10 protein-coding genes, 1 pseudogene and 1 riboswitch are annotated in these 16,215 nt (G+C 63.3%); of the genes and pseudogenes, 4 read left to right on the top strand and 7 right to left on the bottom strand.

Features of this window, described 5'->3' with window-relative positions:
* Window positions 1–190 precede the first annotated feature (190 nt).
* From BLS27_RS13770 to BLS27_RS13740, 6 genes are all read right to left on the bottom strand, one after another.
* A complete protein-coding gene (locus tag BLS27_RS13770; protein ID WP_043213827.1) occupies window positions 191–883 on the bottom strand; it encodes a sensor histidine kinase in 693 nt (230 codons plus the stop codon).
* Window positions 880–2,487: a tetratricopeptide repeat-containing response regulator gene (locus BLS27_RS13765; protein WP_090345229.1), complete on the bottom strand. Its 1,608-nt coding sequence runs from the start codon at window positions 2,485–2,487 to the stop codon at window positions 880–882. The genes BLS27_RS13770 and BLS27_RS13765 overlap by 4 nt, the downstream gene beginning before the upstream one ends.
* 149 nt (window positions 2,488–2,636) lie before the next feature.
* Window positions 2,637–5,351, bottom strand: coding sequence for a winged helix-turn-helix domain-containing protein (locus tag BLS27_RS13760; RefSeq protein ID WP_090345227.1), 2,715 nt, complete (start codon window positions 5,349–5,351; stop codon window positions 2,637–2,639).
* A gap of 232 nt (window positions 5,352–5,583) precedes the next feature.
* Window positions 5,584–6,948 carry a DUF1329 domain-containing protein gene (locus BLS27_RS13755; RefSeq protein WP_043213821.1) on the bottom strand — a complete coding sequence of 455 codons (1,365 nt, stop codon included), beginning with the start codon at window positions 6,946–6,948 and terminating at the stop codon, window positions 5,584–5,586.
* A 24-nt stretch (window positions 6,949–6,972) separates the two neighbouring features.
* Window positions 6,973–8,835, bottom strand: a complete 1,863-nt coding sequence (locus BLS27_RS13750) for a DUF1302 domain-containing protein (protein WP_043213820.1) — start codon at window positions 8,833–8,835, stop codon at window positions 6,973–6,975.
* Window positions 8,836–9,146: 311 nt separating this feature from the next.
* Entirely contained in the window at window positions 9,147–10,829 is a 1,683-nt protein-coding gene (locus BLS27_RS13740) for a fatty acid--CoA ligase (protein ID WP_043213818.1), read from the bottom strand.
* 226 nt (window positions 10,830–11,055) lie between these two features.
* On the opposite strand from BLS27_RS13740, the gene BLS27_RS13735 reads away from it, so the two are divergent.
* The 3 genes from BLS27_RS13735 to BLS27_RS13725 all read left to right on the top strand — a co-directional run bounded on the left by BLS27_RS13735 (window position 11,056) and on the right by BLS27_RS13725 (window position 13,905).
* Window positions 11,056–12,021: a 2-hydroxyacid dehydrogenase gene (locus BLS27_RS13735; RefSeq protein ID WP_090345226.1), complete on the top strand. Its 966-nt coding sequence runs from the start codon at window positions 11,056–11,058 to the stop codon at window positions 12,019–12,021.
* A 50-nt stretch (window positions 12,022–12,071) separates the two neighbouring features.
* Window positions 12,072–13,070, top strand: coding sequence for a class I SAM-dependent methyltransferase (locus BLS27_RS13730; RefSeq protein ID WP_043213815.1), 999 nt, complete (start codon window positions 12,072–12,074; stop codon window positions 13,068–13,070).
* Window positions 13,071–13,109: 39 nt separating this feature from the next.
* A riboswitch (yybP-ykoY riboswitch) is annotated at window positions 13,110–13,230 on the top strand.
* 90 nt (window positions 13,231–13,320) lie between these two features.
* Window positions 13,321–13,905: a TMEM165/GDT1 family protein gene (locus BLS27_RS13725; RefSeq protein WP_177343710.1), complete on the top strand. Its 585-nt coding sequence runs from the start codon at window positions 13,321–13,323 to the stop codon at window positions 13,903–13,905.
* Window positions 13,906–13,963: 58 nt separating this feature from the next.
* Here BLS27_RS13725 and BLS27_RS13720 read toward each other — a convergent pair whose 3' ends face one another.
* Window positions 13,964–14,779, bottom strand: a complete 816-nt coding sequence (locus BLS27_RS13720) for a M48 family metallopeptidase (protein ID WP_043213812.1) — start codon at window positions 14,777–14,779, stop codon at window positions 13,964–13,966.
* An 89-nt stretch (window positions 14,780–14,868) separates the two neighbouring features.
* Here BLS27_RS13720 and BLS27_RS24380 point away from each other — a divergent pair.
* A pseudogene (locus tag BLS27_RS24380) lies at window positions 14,869–16,215 on the top strand (methyl-accepting chemotaxis protein); the annotation flags it as partial.

Raw genomic sequence — 16,215 nt, 5'->3', positions numbered from 1 at the left:
CTTGCGTTCAGGCAGAAACCATACAAGAAAAACCCCTGGCTCCCCATACCAATAACAGAGAACTGAAGAGCAACTGTCTCGCTTCGTGGCGCCTTCTTCGCGGGTAAACCCGCTATCTGGCCCGCGTTGCCCCTTGCGGGGGTGGGTTTACCCGCGAACGAGGCTTATACAAAACGTGTTCGATACAGCATCAAGGCAAATACAACCGGAACAACCCGCCCCCCAGCACCCCGCCGTTGCTGATCTCGATCCGCCCGCGCACGCCATTGCGCTCGTGCAGGGCGGCGATGCGGGCGGCGAAATACAGACCAAGGCCTGTGCTGCCGGTGCTCGAGTCGATGCCTTGGACGTAGTCCTGCTGGCGTTCGAGCATGCGCTGTGGATAACCGGGGCCATCGTCGTTGACGCTGATCACCAGTTGCTCTCCCACGTCTTCGATGCTGATCTGCAAGGCGTGACCGGCATGGCGAATGGCGTTGGTGAGGACGTTGCCCACCACCGAAGCGACCAGCTCGCGGTCAAAGAAACCCAGCGGGCTTTCGGTCTCCAGGCGCCAGGTGGCGAGAATGTCGCGATGCTCCAGCACCTCCTGCTGGGCGGCGAGCTGGGCTTCGATGAAGTCGTCCAGTTCGTGGTAGTCCGGGCAGATCGGCAACTGGTTGATATCCAGCTTGTACAGGCCCAGCAACTGCACCAGCATGCCGTTGAGGTGGCGAAACTCATGCTCCATCACGCCTTGCTCGCTGCCGCCGTGCAGCACTTCGGGCAGCCGCGCCAGCCATTGGTCGTGGGCCTGGATCAGCGCCGACAGCGAGTTTTTCATGTCATGCACGGTAGACGCGATCACCGTGGAGAAATCCAGCCCCTGCTCGTCTCGATTCATGCGCCGAATACCCGGATATGCAGTTTGCGGTAGCGATCGTAGCGGTTGTCACTGGCCGGAATGCCGGCGACGCTCTGCAGGCAGTTGCGGCACTCCTGCATCAGTGCAGGCGCCGGGTTTTCGCCACCGATACGCAGCAGCGCCTGGGCGGTATTCAGTGCAATGCTGATGTTCTTGGGCTGCAACGCCAGCGCCCGGCGGAACATCTCCAGCGCCTCGTTGAGCTGGCCGCCCTGGTAGCTGCGCACGCCTTGGCGGTTGAGGTCCACCGCCTCGGTGACAGCACCGAGCACGCTAGGGTCGTCGGTGAGCTTGGCCACGCTCTGCATGACCTTGGGGTCGTCGCCGTAGGTTTCCACACAGCCCTTGAGGATGCTGGTGCCGGCCGAAGCCTGGCCGAGTTGCTGCAACTGCTTGGCCACGGTCAGGGCCGCTTCGACCGAGAAGAACTGGTCCATCTTCTCCAGGCGCTGCATGGCCTGCTCGGTGAGTTTGCCCGCCGTTTCCTCGTCACCGGCCTGTTGCAGACTGGCGGCTTTCATCAGTCGGGCACGCACCTGCAGGCCCTGATCCTCGACGTTTTCCTTGGCCACTTCGCTGAGCACCGTGTTGATCTCGACGCGAGTGCGGGCATCCAGGCCATTGCCGGCGTTCTTGCTCATCAGCGCCTGGGCCAGGCCCAAGTTACTCTCCGGGCTTTTATAACGAGAACTCTGGCCTTGGTTGACGGCGTGACGATAGGCCTTGGAAGCGCTCTCGAAGTCTTCGTTGTCCAGCGCCAGCTTACCCAGCGCCGCCTGCCGGCGTACCGCCAGGGGCGACAGGCGCACGGCTTCTTCGAGCATGTGCTGGGCCCGCTTGGTCTCGCCCTGGGCGACCAGCACTTCAGCCATGCCATCGTACAACCCCGGCATGATCGGGAACGCCTTGAGCGCCTGCTCATAGACACCCTGGGCCTGGGCATGCTGGCCACGCTTGTGCAGCAGGCTGCCAAGGGACGCATAGACCCACGGCTGGGGGCGACTGGCAAGGATGCTGGTGAGGAATTTTTCCAGCTCTTCGAAGCGGTTCAGGTCGCGCAGCGCATCAGCGCGATAGCGCAGGCACAGCGGGGCGAAGCGTGGGTCCTTCTTGCACAGCTCGGTGCAGGCCGCCAGCACTTCGGCAGGGCGTGCACGGTCCAGGGCCTGGAGAATCGGCTTGAGCAGGGTCTTGCGCTGAACGAGTTTTTCCAAGCGCTGGGCCAGACCCACCCGGTTGAACGGTTTGGTCAGATAGGCATCGGGCTCATGTTCGAGTGCGCTCAGGACGATGGACTGGCTGCTCTCGGCGGTGACCATGATGAACACGCATTCATGGCTGATCAGCTTGTCCAGCAGCAGGTCTTCGAGCACCTGCTGACCGTTTTTCTTGCCGTCGCCCAGGTGGAAATCCTGGAGGACGAAGTCGTAGCGCTTCTGCGCGCACATGCGCAAGGCTTGCTCGCCGCTGTCGGCGGTATCCACATCGCGCACCCCCAGCTCACGGAGCATGGAGCGGGTCGAGGTGCGAAAGTCGGTGAAGTCGTCGACGATCAGGAAGCTTTTTTGCCCGTACTGCAGCATCAACACGACCCTGTATTGGCAAGAGTTGGAGAATGGTCCGTGGCGATGCGTACCGCCGAACAGGCTATCGGCAGCGAGTCAGGAAAGATGAGCCCGCGATGGCCGCCCAGAAATAATGGCCATGAGCCATTATCCGACCCGATCCACGATCAGGCAAGCAGCCCCAGGCTCTTGGCCTTGGCCACGGCCTGTGTGCGACGCTCAACGCCAAGCTTGGCGTTGATGTGACTGGCGTGGGTCTTGACGGTATGCAGGGAGATGAACAGCCGCTCGCTGATCTGTTGGTTCGAGCAGCCTTGGGCGATCAATTCGAGCACCGCCAACTCGCGTCCGCTGAGCGCCTCGATGTTTTCCGCGACCGCTGCGGGGCGCGGCAGGCGGGCGAGCAATTCGGCCTGGACTTGACAGGCCGGGCGTGTGGCCAGTTGCTCACGCAGCCAGTGGGGCTGCTGCTCGAGCAGTCGCTGGAACGGTTGCAACACGCCGCCCCGGGCGGCCTCGAGGGCTTGAGGCAGCAAGGCCGCCGCCTCCTGCTCCTGCCCCTCGGCCAGTAACAGCGACATCCATTGGCACAGGGCGTTGACGACCAGCATCATGCCGCCACTGGCCTGACCACGCTCCACCAGTGCACGCAGACGCTCCGCCGCCTCCTGAGGCCGCGCCAGCACGGGCTCGAGCAGCGACTGCTGCAACTCGATGTGCAGCGCCAGCAACGGGTGGAATTCCGGCGCCGCCGCCGGTCGTTCGCCGCCGTAGGTCTGGCCCAGGCGCAACAGCCAGGAGCCGGCCAGGTCGGTACGCCCCTGGGCCAGCCACAGCTCGCATTTCACCAAAGTGATCATGGCCAGGTAGAAGATCGGCGGCACATCCCAGATGTGCATCAACCGCTCGGCCTCGGCCAGTTCGGCGAAGGCCTCGGCGAACCGGCCCTCCCGACCGTCGAGCGAGGCGATCACACAATGGCCGATCAGCACGCTGATATCGCGGCAAGCCCGCGCCTCGCTGAGCCCGGCACGAAGCCGCGCGCGGCCTTGGGCGGGCTGCAGGCGCGAGACCAGCAGATACCCCTCATACAAGGTCAGCCGGGCGCGTACGGCATACAGGCGTTGCGCCGACAACCCTTGCAGACGCTGCAGGCCTTGATGCACTTCATCCAGGGCACGCAGCACCTCACCGCGGGCGTGCAGCACGCGCGCCCGATCGTAATGGGCCAGGGCCTCGAACAACGGATTGCCGACGCGCTGCGCCAACTCCAAGGCTTCTCGGTTCCAACCTCGGGCCCGCCAGAAATCGCCATCGGCGATCGCCAGGTTGGATAGCGTCGATAGGCACACCAGACGCTGGCCATAGCGTTTGTAAGGCAGGCTGCGCAGTGCCTCGCCACAGTAGGCCAGGGTGCGCTGACGGTCCCCACGCCCCCGGGCGATCACCCCGCTCAATGCCAGCCACTGGGCGAGCATGGATTTCTGCGCAGTGGCCGAAGGGGCCGGCAGGAAACGGCTCAAGTGCGCCGCCAGCTCTTCGGCCGCATCAAGCTGGCACGCCAGGCCCAAGGCCCAGCTATACAGCACGATCAGACGCGGGGTGCTGATCAGCAGGCTATCGGGCAGGTCCATCTTCCAGCGCAGCAGCATGCCGACGTTCTGCTCGGCCAGCAGTTGCTCTTCAGACAGGCTCTGCACCAGGTCGGCGGCTACGTCCAGATGCCCCGCGCGCAAGGCCTGTTCCACGGCCTCGTCGAGCAAGCCTTGGGCCTGGAACCAGCGGCACGCCCGCAGGTGCAGGGCGCCTAACGGCTGGCTGGATTGACGGCTGCGCAACAGATCGGAGAACAGATGGTGATAACGGAACCAGCGGCCATGTTCGTCCAACGGCACCAGAAACACCTGGTGGGCCTGCAGGTATTTCAGGATGCCGGCGCTGTCCTCGCGTTCGCGCAATGCATCGCACAGCTCAGCGCAGAAGCGCTCCTGGCAGGCGGTGTCATAGAGAAACGCCTGCACATGGGCCGGCAGGATCTCGATGACCTCTTCGAGCAAGTAGTCGCGAATCAGCCCTTCGCCGCCGTGCAAGGCCTGGGGCAAGGCGTTGTCCTCGCCGGACTCGCTGGCCGCCAGTTGCCAGAAACGCAGCCCGGCAACCCAACCGTCGCTGCGCTGGATCAAGTTGTCCAGCGCCTGCCCGCGCAGCCCTGTGGGTTGGCGGCCGATCACTGCCAAGGCTTCGTCGGGCGTCAGGCGCAGGTCCTGCTCATTGAGCTCGACCAATTGGCGCGACAGCCGCAACCGCGCCAGGTGCCAGTCAGGTCGCTGGCGGCTGGTGACCAGCAAGACCAGGCCGGTGGGCAAATGGTTGAGGAAGAACTGCAGGCAACGGTCCAGCACGGGCCCCTGGGCCAGGTGATAGTCGTCCAGCACCAACAGCAAAGGAGAGTCCGCCTGCAGGTAGAGCGCGAGCTCGTCGAGCAGGCCATCGAGCCACTGTTCGAAGGCGAACGGTTGGTGGCGCTGACGCATTTTCAGCAGCCCCATGGCCTGGCCCCCCAGGGCCGGACAGAACTGCTGGAGGCCTTCGAGCAGGCGTTCAAGGAAGCGGCCGGGGTCGGCATCGCGCTGGCTGAGGCCAAGCCACAGGCTGCGCCAGTGAACAGGTAAGGCCTGACAGAACTCGATAGCCAGGGAGCTTTTGCCGAAGCCCGCCGGTGCGTTGACCAGCAACAGACGCCCATCGAGGCCCAACTGCAGGCGCTGGCACAGCCGCGACCTGGGCACATGGCCATCAGGCAGGGGCGGCCGGAAGAAACGCCCGTCCAACAGGCCGAAGGCCTGACTGGCAAATCCATGCATACGGGACAGGTCTGTCATGGCCGGCTCGTTCTGGGTGGAGGACTACGGCGGGTATGGATTGTTGCGAGACTAGCCGGTAACGCCGCTCATTTGAAGATGATGGCTGCGGCTGGCAAGAAAAAGACTACAACAAAAAGAAACAAGGCCGATGGCGGGAATGAGCAGGCATTGGATGCGTGAATGGCAGGCAGGGTGTGTAAACCTCTGGGGCTGCTTTGGCAGCCCCAGTGGCTTCAGGCGAAATCAGACCTCAACGCACGCCGTCCTGGCGCAGCGCCGCCGGTTGGAAGTCGCTCTTGCTGGCACTGAAACCGAAGTCGTAGGCGCGTTTTTCCTCGTTCTTCATGCCCAGCGCCAGGTAACGGCCCGATTGCAGGTCGTAGATGGTCTCCAGGGTGTACCACGGCACTTGCACGTTGTAGTAGTCCTGGGCATGAGCCTCCGATACACGCCACAGCTGGCCACGGCCGTCGTACTGGTCGATCACCGCGGCCTGCCAGGTGTCCTCGTCGATGTAGAAGTCACGCTTGGCGTAGATGTGCCGCTGGCCAGGCTTCAAGGTCGCGACCACATGCCACACACGGCGCAGCTCGTAGCGGGCCAGGTCCTGGTTGATGTGCCCCGGCTTGAGGATGTCGGCGTACTTGAGGGTGGGCGAGTCGAGCTTGTAGCTGTTGGAGGCGATGTACAGCTCCTTCTTGCCTTCGAGCTTCCAGTCGTAGCGGTCCGGTGCACCGTTGTACATGTCCAGGTTGTCGGAGGTGCGCAGCCCGTCCGCGGCGGTGCCCGGCCCATCGTAGGACACCTGTGGAGCCTGGCGCACACGACGCTGGCCAGCGTTGTAGATCCAGGCCTTGCGCGGCTCCTTGACCTGGTCGAGGGTCTCGTGAACCAGCAGCACGGTGCCCGCCAGACGCGCCGGGGCGGTGACCTTCTGCTTGAAGTAGAACAGGATGTTGCCTGGGTTGTTCGGGTCGTAGTCCTTCATGCGGTCACGGAAGACGAACTGGTCCTGGAAGTACACCAGGCTGTAGGAGCCGTTCTGCTGGGGCGTGGCCTGGGTGACCAGGCGGGTCACGCTACCGCCACGGTAGCGAGTGATGTGGTTCCAGATCACCTCCAGACCGCTTTTGGGGATCGGGAACGGAATGGCGGTGCGGAAGTTGTTCAGGCCGTTGCCGCCTTCGACCAGCGTGGTTTTGGTGGCGTTTTCCTTGATGGCGGCGAACACTTCATCGGGCACGGTCGCGCCGCGGTGGGTCTTGTACACCGGGATCTTGTACGTGTCCGGGTAGCGCTTGAACATCGCCACCTGGCCTGGTGACAGCTTGTCCTTGTACTGGTCGACGTTTTGCGCGGTGATGGTGTAGAGCGGCTTGTCGCTGGCATAGGGGTCGGACAAAAAGCCCTTGGCGTCAGCGCTGCCTGCAGTCTTGGACAGCGGTTCCCACGGGCCGATGGAGCCATCGGCATTGCCGGCCTTCTCTGCCCCCATTGGGGTCAGGCTGGCGCCCAGCTTGGCAGCCTCGTCGGCGGACACCGCGGCCATTACGCTGGTGGCCAGCAGGGACAGCCCCAGTACACCGGCTTTGAGCAGACTTCTGGTCTTGTTCATTGTTGTCGTCCTGGATCAGTGTGCTTAGAAGTTCACGCCAAAGCTCAGCGCCACGAAGTCGCGATCGTCCACGGTGCTGTACTTGCCATCGAAGAAGTTGGTGTACGAAAGGCTCGCCGTGTAGGTGTTCTGGTATTCGGCGTCCAGGCCCAGGCTGATGGCCTTGCGGCCTTCCTCGAAGTTGGCGCCAGGGCCTGGCGAATAACCCGAGACGTCATGGGACCAGGCCACGTTCGGCCGCAGGTTCACCCCGGCGAAGACATCGTTGTAGTCCCAGATGGCGCGGGCGCGGTAACCCCAGGAGGTCGTGGTGGTAAAGCCATCGTTCTCGCAGTTGCGGCTGATGTTGGCGGTGGAGCTGTTCAGGCCAGAGCCCCCGATGGTGCTGCCGTTGAGCGCTTCGCAGGTACCGTTGGGCAGATTGCCTGGGCCAAAGACCGGGTCGCGACCGTACCGCGCTTTGCTCGAGCTCTCGAGCCCGCCTACGTGGGTGACGCCCACTTCTCCCACCACGGTGAGGCGGCTGGCACCCATGACCTGATCGAAGAAGTGGGTCAAGGTGGTCTGGAACTGGGTGATTTCCTTTCGGGTGTACCCGTGCAGGTCCTCGCCCGGCACGCCGGTGAGCACCGAGGCATCGGCGTAAGGGCCGCCCAGCGGACGCACGGCCGAGAAGAGGATGTCGGTGGTGTTCAACTGCACCGGAGCGTTGGGGCGGTAGCTCAGCTCGCCACTCCAAGCAGTGCCGGTGGGCAGCGTGGTGGAGAAGCTCAGGCCATACAGTCGGATATCCTCAGGGTATTCGACGAAGTATTTCGAGTTACCCGCGACGATGATCGGCGCCAGTCGACCGAAGTTGCCCGCTGCGGCATAGACCGACGCAGGTGCGCCAGTTGCGCTGAAGATCGGCGCACGGCTGTGGTAGTTCATGAAATACGCGCCGAACTCGGTATCCAGCGGCTCGAACATGTAGCGCATGGCCACGCCGAACTGGCCACTGTCGCGTGCATCGCGGTCCGGCCCACGGGCGACCTTCACGCCCTCCTGGTTGATATCCACCCCTTGGCTGGCCAGAAGGCCCAGCACCGGAGCCGGCAGGGAGCGGCTGCTGTTGAGCACGCGCAGGTTGTCGCTACAGCCATCGGCGATGATGTCGGCCTGGGAGAAGAAGGTGCCGCAGTTGTCGACGACCGTCTGGTCCCATTCGATCTGGTAGAAGGCTTCGGCCGACAGGTTGTCGGTCAGGCTTTGGGAGATATAGAACATGTTGACCGGGATCAGGCCTTCCTTGATCTCGGCGCCAGGGCGGCGGAAGGCAGACACGTCGATCGGGTTGATCGCGTTGATGCCGCCACCGATGAAGGTGCTCTCACCCCAGCTGACCACCTGCTTGCCCAGGCGTACGGAGCCTGGCAGATCGCCGATGGAGTAGTTGTGGTAGACGAAGGCGTCGAGCAGCTCGGCGCCCGAGGACTTGGCGCCTTCCTTGCGATTGGAGTCGCTGATGTCCTTGAACTGGCGGTGCTCGTCCTTGAGTTCGAAGTCATACCAATACTTGCCCCGGACGAACACGCCGGTGTCGCCGTACTTCAATTCCAGGTCATGGATGCCCTTGAAAATCTTCGAAAAGGTCTCGCCCTTCTTGAAGTTCAGGTGGCCATCATCGGAGGTCTGGGACAAGCCCTTTCCACCGTTGTTGACCCCGATCAGGTTCTGGTTCGGATTGGCCGTTGACCAGCTGGCCCCGATGGAGAGCGACGAATCGAACTGGCCTTCGATTTCCCCGATGTTGAAGCTGACACCGAATGCGGGACTTGCGAGCGTGGAAGCGAGGCTGACGGCCAAGGGCAACTTCGCCCGGCGCCAGAACAGGTTTGCAGATGTCATCGACGCTACTCCATGTACTTTATTGTTATGGCAGTGAGTCCTTTCAGAAACGGCCCGTGCGACCGGTGTGCAGGCTTGCGCCCGCGGCGCTGCGACTTGCGCGCAGTGCCTTGCCCCATTCCTGAAAATCACCTGGCCCCGACTATAGCCAGCAGGTCCGGGTGCTTGATCCCTCTAAAGTGTGATTTGTGTTTCCTGGGCCGACGATGGCTTTCAGGACGCGCGCAAGCATGGCGCAATTTCAGCGTTTTACAAGCGCCAGCCGCTCTGGCCTGCGGGTCGCGCGCAGACGAGCGCGACCCGCAGGGAGGTTACAAGGTCGACAGAAACGCGCTGTTACTGGCCTGCCACTGGACGATGTCCTGGCGGATACGCTTCTTGTCGAGCTTGCCGACACTGGTCTTGGGAACTTCAGTAACAATCGCGATCTGGCTAGGGATCGCCCACTTGTTGATGTGCCCCTGCTCGACGAACGGCTTGAGGTGATCCTTGAGCGCCCGGGCATCGATGGCCTGCCCTTCGCGGACCACCAGCAAGGCGAATGGCCGCTCGCCCCATTGCGGGTCGGCCACACCGACCACCGCCACTTCGCGCACCGCCGGGTGGCGACTGATCAGGTCCTCGAGGTCGAGGGAGGAGATCCACTCGCCACCGGTCTTGATCACGTCCTTGATGCGGTCACGGATGTCGATGTAGCCCATGCCGTCGAGGGTGGCGACATCGCCGGTATGCAGCCAGCCGCCCGCCCACAGCTCCTCGCTCTTTTCGGATTCCTTGAAGTACCCCTGGGTCAGCCAGGGTGCGCGCAAGACCAGTTCGCCCTGGGTCTCACCATCGGCTGGGAGGAAGTTGCCGTTACCATCGACGATCGCCGCCTCCACCAACGGTACCGGCACACCCGCCTTGATGCGGTAGGAAATACGCTCGTCCTCGCTGCCGGCCTGCAATTCGTCGTTGAGGTGGGCGCAGGAAATCAGCGGGCAGGTTTCCGACATTCCGTAGGCTGCGGTCAGCTGGATGCCCCGCGCCAGGGCCGCCTCATAGAGCGCCCTATTGAGCGCGCTGCCGCCGATGATGATCTTCCAGCCGCCAAAATCCTCGCCTTGGGCAGACGGGCAATTGAGCAGCATTTGCAGGATGGTCGGCACGCAATGGGAGAAGGTGACCTTTTCCTCGCGCCACAGCTTCACCAGCATTTCCGGCTCGTAGCGCCCCGGATAGACCTGCTTCATGCCGAGCATGGTGGCCGCATAGGGAATGCCCCAGGCATGCACGTGGAACATCGGGGTGATAGGCATGTACACATCGTTGCTGCCCAGCAGGCGCACGCTGTCGATACTACCGGTGACCGACGCCTCGGCCAGGGTGTGCAGCACCAACTGGCGATGCGTGAAATACACCCCCTTGGGGTTGCCGGTGGTGCCAGTGGTGTAGAAGGTGGTGGCCACCGAGTTTTCGTCGAAATCGGGAAAGTCATAGTGTGGACTGGCCGCGGCGAGCAGTTGCTCGTACTCGCCGACCAGACTGGGCAGATCGGCCTGTTTGTCTGGCCCATCGGTCAGCAGGATGGTTTTATCTACCGTGGTCAACTGGCCGGCGATGGCTTGGTAAAGACCGGCGAAGTCGCTGTTGACCAGCACCACGCGATCCTCGGCGTGGTTCATGGTGTAGAGAATCTGCTCCGGCGACAGGCGCACGTTGATCGTGTGCACCACCGCGCCAATCATCGGGATGGCGAACATGCACTCCAGGTATCGATGGCTGTCCCAATCCATCACCGCCACGGTATCACCGGCCTTGACCCCAGCCTCGGTCAACACGTTGGCCAGACGCGCGATGCGCTCGACCAGTTGCGGATAGGTCAGGCGCAACTGGTCGCGGTAGACGATCTCTCGGGTCTTTTCGTAGCGGCTGCCCGACATCAGCAGACGCTTGATCAACAGCGGGAAGGTATAGGCGCCCTCGGCGGGCTTGATGATACGCGTCTGCAACATAGGGATCCCTTATCTGCAATGCTGGCCGGAGAAGTCTGATGTCTACTCTAGAACGGTGACACTTTGGTCAAATCAGCCGAAGGAATGATTCGAAGGGATAAAGGTATGAGTGGCCTCGCCCCACACGCTTGACACTTTGCCAACCCGCCTTCAGCTTGATCGGCTGCGCTGTCGCGCAACGGCTGACCTGATCTGTCACCGCCCGAACCCCAGCCCGGAGCCCCTCATGCCTAGCCCGCGTCGCGCCGTCTTCCTCGATCACCAGTCCCTTGACCTGGGCGACCTCGATCTCGCGCCCTTGCAACGCCCCTTCGACAGCCTGCAGCTGTTCGCCTCTACCCAGCCGGAACAGGTCGCCGAGCGCCTGCAAGGTGCCACAGCGGTGATCAGCAACAAAGTAATGATCGACGCCGCGGCCATGGCGGCCAATCCACAGCTCAAGCTGATTCTGGTTGCCGCCACCGGCACCAACAATGTCGACTTGGCCGCCGCCCGTGCCCAGGGCATCACCGTGTGCAACTGCCAGGGTTATGGCACCCCATCGGTCGCCCAGCACACTCTGGCCTTGTTGCTGGCCTTGGCCACGCGCCTGTGCGACTACCACCAGGCGGTCAGCGAGGGCCGCTGGGCCACGGCCAGCCAGTTTTGCCTGCTGGACTTCCCGATCGTCGAACTGGAAGGCAAGACCCTCGGCCTGCTAGGTCACGGCGAGCTCGGCGGCGCGGTGGCGCGGCTGGCCGAGGCGTTCGGCATGCGCGTGCTCAGCGGGCAGATCCCCGGTCGCCCAGCCCGCGCTGAACGTTTGCCACTGGACGAACTGCTGCCTCAGGTCGATGCGCTGACCCTGCACTGCCCGCTCAACGAGCACACCCGGCACATGATCGGCGCGCGCGAACTGGCGCAGCTCAAACCCGGCGCCCTGGTGGTCAATACCGCTCGAGGCGGCCTCATCGATGAACAGGCGCTGGCCGACGCCCTGCGCAGCGGCCACCTCGGCGGCGCAGCCACTGACGTGCTGAGCGTCGAACCCCCGGTCGATGGCAACCCCTTGCTGGCCCCGGACATCCCGCGTCTGATCGTCACCCCGCACAGCGCCTGGGGCGCGGTGGAGTCGCGCCAGCGCATCGTCGGCCAGTTGAGCGAGAACGCCCAGGCCTTCTTCGCCGGCCAGCCACGGCGAGTGGTCAGCTGAATCGGCAAGGGGCTCTGGTACACTGCGCGCTTTTTCAGGAGACGTCGTCCATGGACCCGCGCAGTGAAGTGTTGCTTCGCCAGGCCGAACTGTTCCAAGGCCCGCTGTTGCTCGCCGGGCTGCCCGCCGACGACCTGCTCGGCCAACTGCCGCAGGCTAGCGGCTGGTCCTGGCACGCCGGGGACCAGGCCCTGCTCGACAGCCGTTTCAGCGACCGCAGCCACTATGGCGTGCACGTGCCCGAAGTGGCCTTCGAGGCCGCCGTACTGTTTCTGCCCAAGTCGCGGGAGCTTGCTGCCTATCTGCTCAATGCCCTGGCGTCCCGCCTGGCAGGCCGTGAGTTGTATCTGGTAGGCGAGAAGCGCGGGGGCATCGAGGGCGCTGCCAAGCAGCTGCAAGCTTTCGGCAAGCCGCGCAAGCTCGACAGCGCGCGTCACTGCCAGCTGTGGCAAGTGACGGTGGACCATGCTCCGCAGGCCAAACCCCTGGAGAGCCTGGCCGAACGTTTCGAGCTGCCCCTGGAAGACGGCCCGCTGCAGGTCGTGAGCCTGCCCGGCGTGTTCAGCCATGGCCGTCTGGATCGCGGCACTGCCCTGCTGCTCCAACACCTGGACAACCTGCCGGCCGGTCACGTGCTGGACTTCGGCTGCGGTGCCGGCGTACTGGGCGCGACCATCAAACGCCGTTATCCACAGAGCCGCGTCACCCTGCTCGATGTGGATGCCTTCGCCGTGGCGAGCAGTCGGCTGACCTTGGCGGCCAATGGTCTGGAAGGCGACGTGATCAGTGGCGACGGCATCGATGCCGCGCCTACCGGGCTGAACGTGATCCTGAGCAACCCGCCCTTTCATACCGGTGTGCATACCAACTACCAGGCATCGGAGAACCTGCTGAAAAAGTCAGGTCTTCATCTGCAAAAAGGTGGGGAAATGCGTCTGGTCGCCAATAGCTTCCTGCGCTATCAACCGCTGATCGAAGGCGCCCTGGGCAATTGCCGGGTCTGCGCCGAGGCGGACGGCTTTCGTATCTACCAGGCCACACGCGGCTGAAAACAGGGCTTGCCGAAACGCATTCACCTAGGCAGAATCCGCACCGTCCTAGGGGAGTAGTCTCCCGCGAGCGCCCTGCTCGCCCGGCACGCGTCAACACACTTGGCCCACAGGCCATGGCGCGTGCGACCCGCGGTCTGCGCAGACAGATCCAGGGTTTGACAAGACCTATGACACGCACACCTTACCCGGGGCGGGGAGGTCGTACGTGTCATAGCCGTGTCGACCCGCCCCCGTAGGAAACCTGATGCTGGAATCCCTGCTCGTCCCCACCGCAATCGTCGCCCTCGCTGAAATCGGCGACAAGACGCAATTGCTCGCCCTCATTCTCGCCGCGCGTTTTCGCAAGCCTTGGCCGATCATCGCCGGCATCATCGCAGCCACCCTCGCCAACCATGCCGCCGCCGGTGCCGTGGGCGCCTGGGTCAGCAGTTTCTTCAGCGAGACGGTATTGCACTGGATCCTCGCCGCGAGCTTCGCTGCAACAGCCCTGTGGACATTGGTTCCAGACAAGATGGACGATGACGAAAACAGCGCCGCACGCCGCTTCGGCCCCTTCGTCACCACGCTGATCGCATTTTTCCTGGCTGAAATCGGCGACAAGACCCAGGTCGCCACGGTCATGCTGGCGGCCCAGTATCCTCACCTGATCATGGTCATCCTCGGGACCACCCTGGGCATGCTGATTGCCAACGTGCCGGTTGTGCTGGCGGGCAACTTCGCCGCCGAGAAGCTGCCACTGACACTGATTCGACGCCTGGCAGCGGCTGCATTCTTCGTACTGGCCATCGTCGCCGTGTACTCGGCCATGAAAGCCAGCGGCTGGGTGGGCTAAAAGCTGCAAGCTGCAAGAGAAGCGAGTCACGCCGTCCTTACAGCTTGAAGCTTGCAGCTTACTTCTTGGCAGCCTGGTAGAGCGGCATCACCTTCGGAATCGCCGCCTGCAGCGAGGCAATACGGCTGCTTGAGGCCGGGTGGGTGCTCATGAACTCAGGCGGCGCGCCTTCGGAGGCCTTGCTCATCTTGTTCCATAAGGTGATCGCGGCATTCGGGTCGTAACCGGCACGCGCCGCCAGCTCCAGGCCGATCAAGTCGGCCTCGTTCTCGTTGGCGCGGCTGTTGGGCAGGGTCATGGCGTAGTTCACCACGGTGTCCGCCAGGGCCATGCCGCCCTGACCCAGGCCGAACAGAGCACCGGCGCCTTGGCGCGCCATTTCCACCCCATAGGCCTTGGACATGGCTTCGCGGCCATGCTCGCGCAGGGCATGGGCGATTTCATGACCCAGTACAGCAGCAATCTCAGCGTCGGTGAGCTGCAGCTTGTCCATCAGGCCGGTATAAAAAATGATCTTTCCGCCCGGGCCACAGTTGGCGTTGAGCTCGTCGCTGTCGATCAGGTTGACCTCCCAGTTCCACTGCGCGGCGTCCGGCCGGAACTTGGGCGCCTGGGCGATCAGGCGGCTGGCGATGGCCTGGATACGCTTGGCCTTGGCGCTGCTCTTGTCCAGCTCACCCTTGCTCGAGGCCTCGCTGAGCGTCTGTTGATACGACTGGGCATACATCTGGTTGACCTGGTCGGTCGAGAGCATGCTGAACATGTACTGCTGGCGATCGACGCCCACGGCACCACCGCTGGTGGTATTCACTGCCTGGCAACCAGACAGCAGGATACTGGCGCCGATCAGGCTGGCAACGAATGAACTACGCATGAAAGCACTCCGTTTTTACATGCCGCGTATCCTAGGCCGAGTCGCCTGGCCTCGCCAGAGCCGCAGGTAAGATTTCTCATCACCCCCTCATGCTTTCGCCAGGCCCCGCCGATAACCCGGGAAACAATCATTCTCGAACGCGGTGCCCCATGAAGTTCAAGTCGATTCAGTTTTCCGTGGCTGCCCTGGCGGGCGCCATCGTTTTGAGCATTGTCGCGGCCCTGGTGCTGTACGCCGTGTACTCCGGCGAACGCACTCAGTCGCTGGTGCAGGAACGCACCCGTCAACAGTTTGAAAACGTGATCGAGCAACGCCTGGGGGCCCTGGCCCGTACGCAAGTCAGCGAGATCCAGCGCGGGCTGGAAGCGCCGCTGCTGATTGCCCGCAGCCTGGCCACCAGCAATGCCATGATCGGCATGCAAGGCACCGACGGCCAACCGCTGATGCGCGTCGACCGCCAATCCCTGGTCAACCAACTCAAGCGCACCGTCGAGGTCAACCCGACCGTGCTCGGCGCCTACCTGGGTTGGGAGCCCAATGCCCTGGACCATGACGATGCCCGCTATGTCGGCAGCAACATGGTTGGCGTCGATAGCGCCACGGGACGTTTCCTGCCGTGGTGGTTCCGTAATGGTGACGGCAGCCTCGGCCAGGACAAGCTGATCGATGTGAACGACCATACCGTGCTGGCCACAGGCGTACGCGCCAGTGAGTACTACCTGTGCCCGAAAGAGTCGAAGAAGCCCTGTGTGATCGATCCGGCGCCCTACAAGGTGGGCGACAAGACCGTCATGCTCGCCTCGTTCGTCGCACCGATCATGATCGATGGCCAGTTCCAGGGCATGGCCGGTGCCGACCTGTCGGTAGACTTCATCCAGGACTTGCTCAACAACGCCGACCGTCAGCTATACGACGGCGCCGGCGAACTGGCCCTGGTCTCGAGCAACGGCCGCCTGGTGGCCTATACCCGTGACCCGTCGAAGTTCGGCGAAAAAGCCAGTGATGTGCTGGATGCCGAGGAGTCGGGCACGCTTACGTCCCTGACTGGCGAAAACCTCCACTATGAGCTCGACGAAACCAAGGACCGCATCGAACTCTACTTGCCCTTCCGCGTCGCCAGCACCGACGCCCGCTGGACGCTGCTGCTCGAACTGCCGCTGAGCACAGTGATGGCCGACGTCAACCAACTGCAGAAAGACCTCGCCGCACAACGGCGCACCGACATCACCGGCATGACCCTGATGGGTCTGGGTATCGCCGCCATCGGCTTGTTGGTGATCTGGCTGCTGGCCCACGGTATCGCCCGCCCCCTGCGTCAGATGGTGGCCATGCTCGACGACATCGCCCAGGGCGAAGGCGACCTTACCCGCCGCCTGCACAGCGACCGTGCCGACGAACTGGGCGCGATCGCCAAGGGCTTCAACACCTTCCTGGCC

Origin of the sequence: Pseudomonas guariconensis (assembly GCF_900102675.1) — a bacterium.
Taxonomy (GTDB): Bacteria; Pseudomonadota; Gammaproteobacteria; order Pseudomonadales; family Pseudomonadaceae; genus Aquipseudomonas; species Aquipseudomonas guariconensis.
This window is presented reverse-complemented; position numbering and strand designations above follow the sequence as displayed.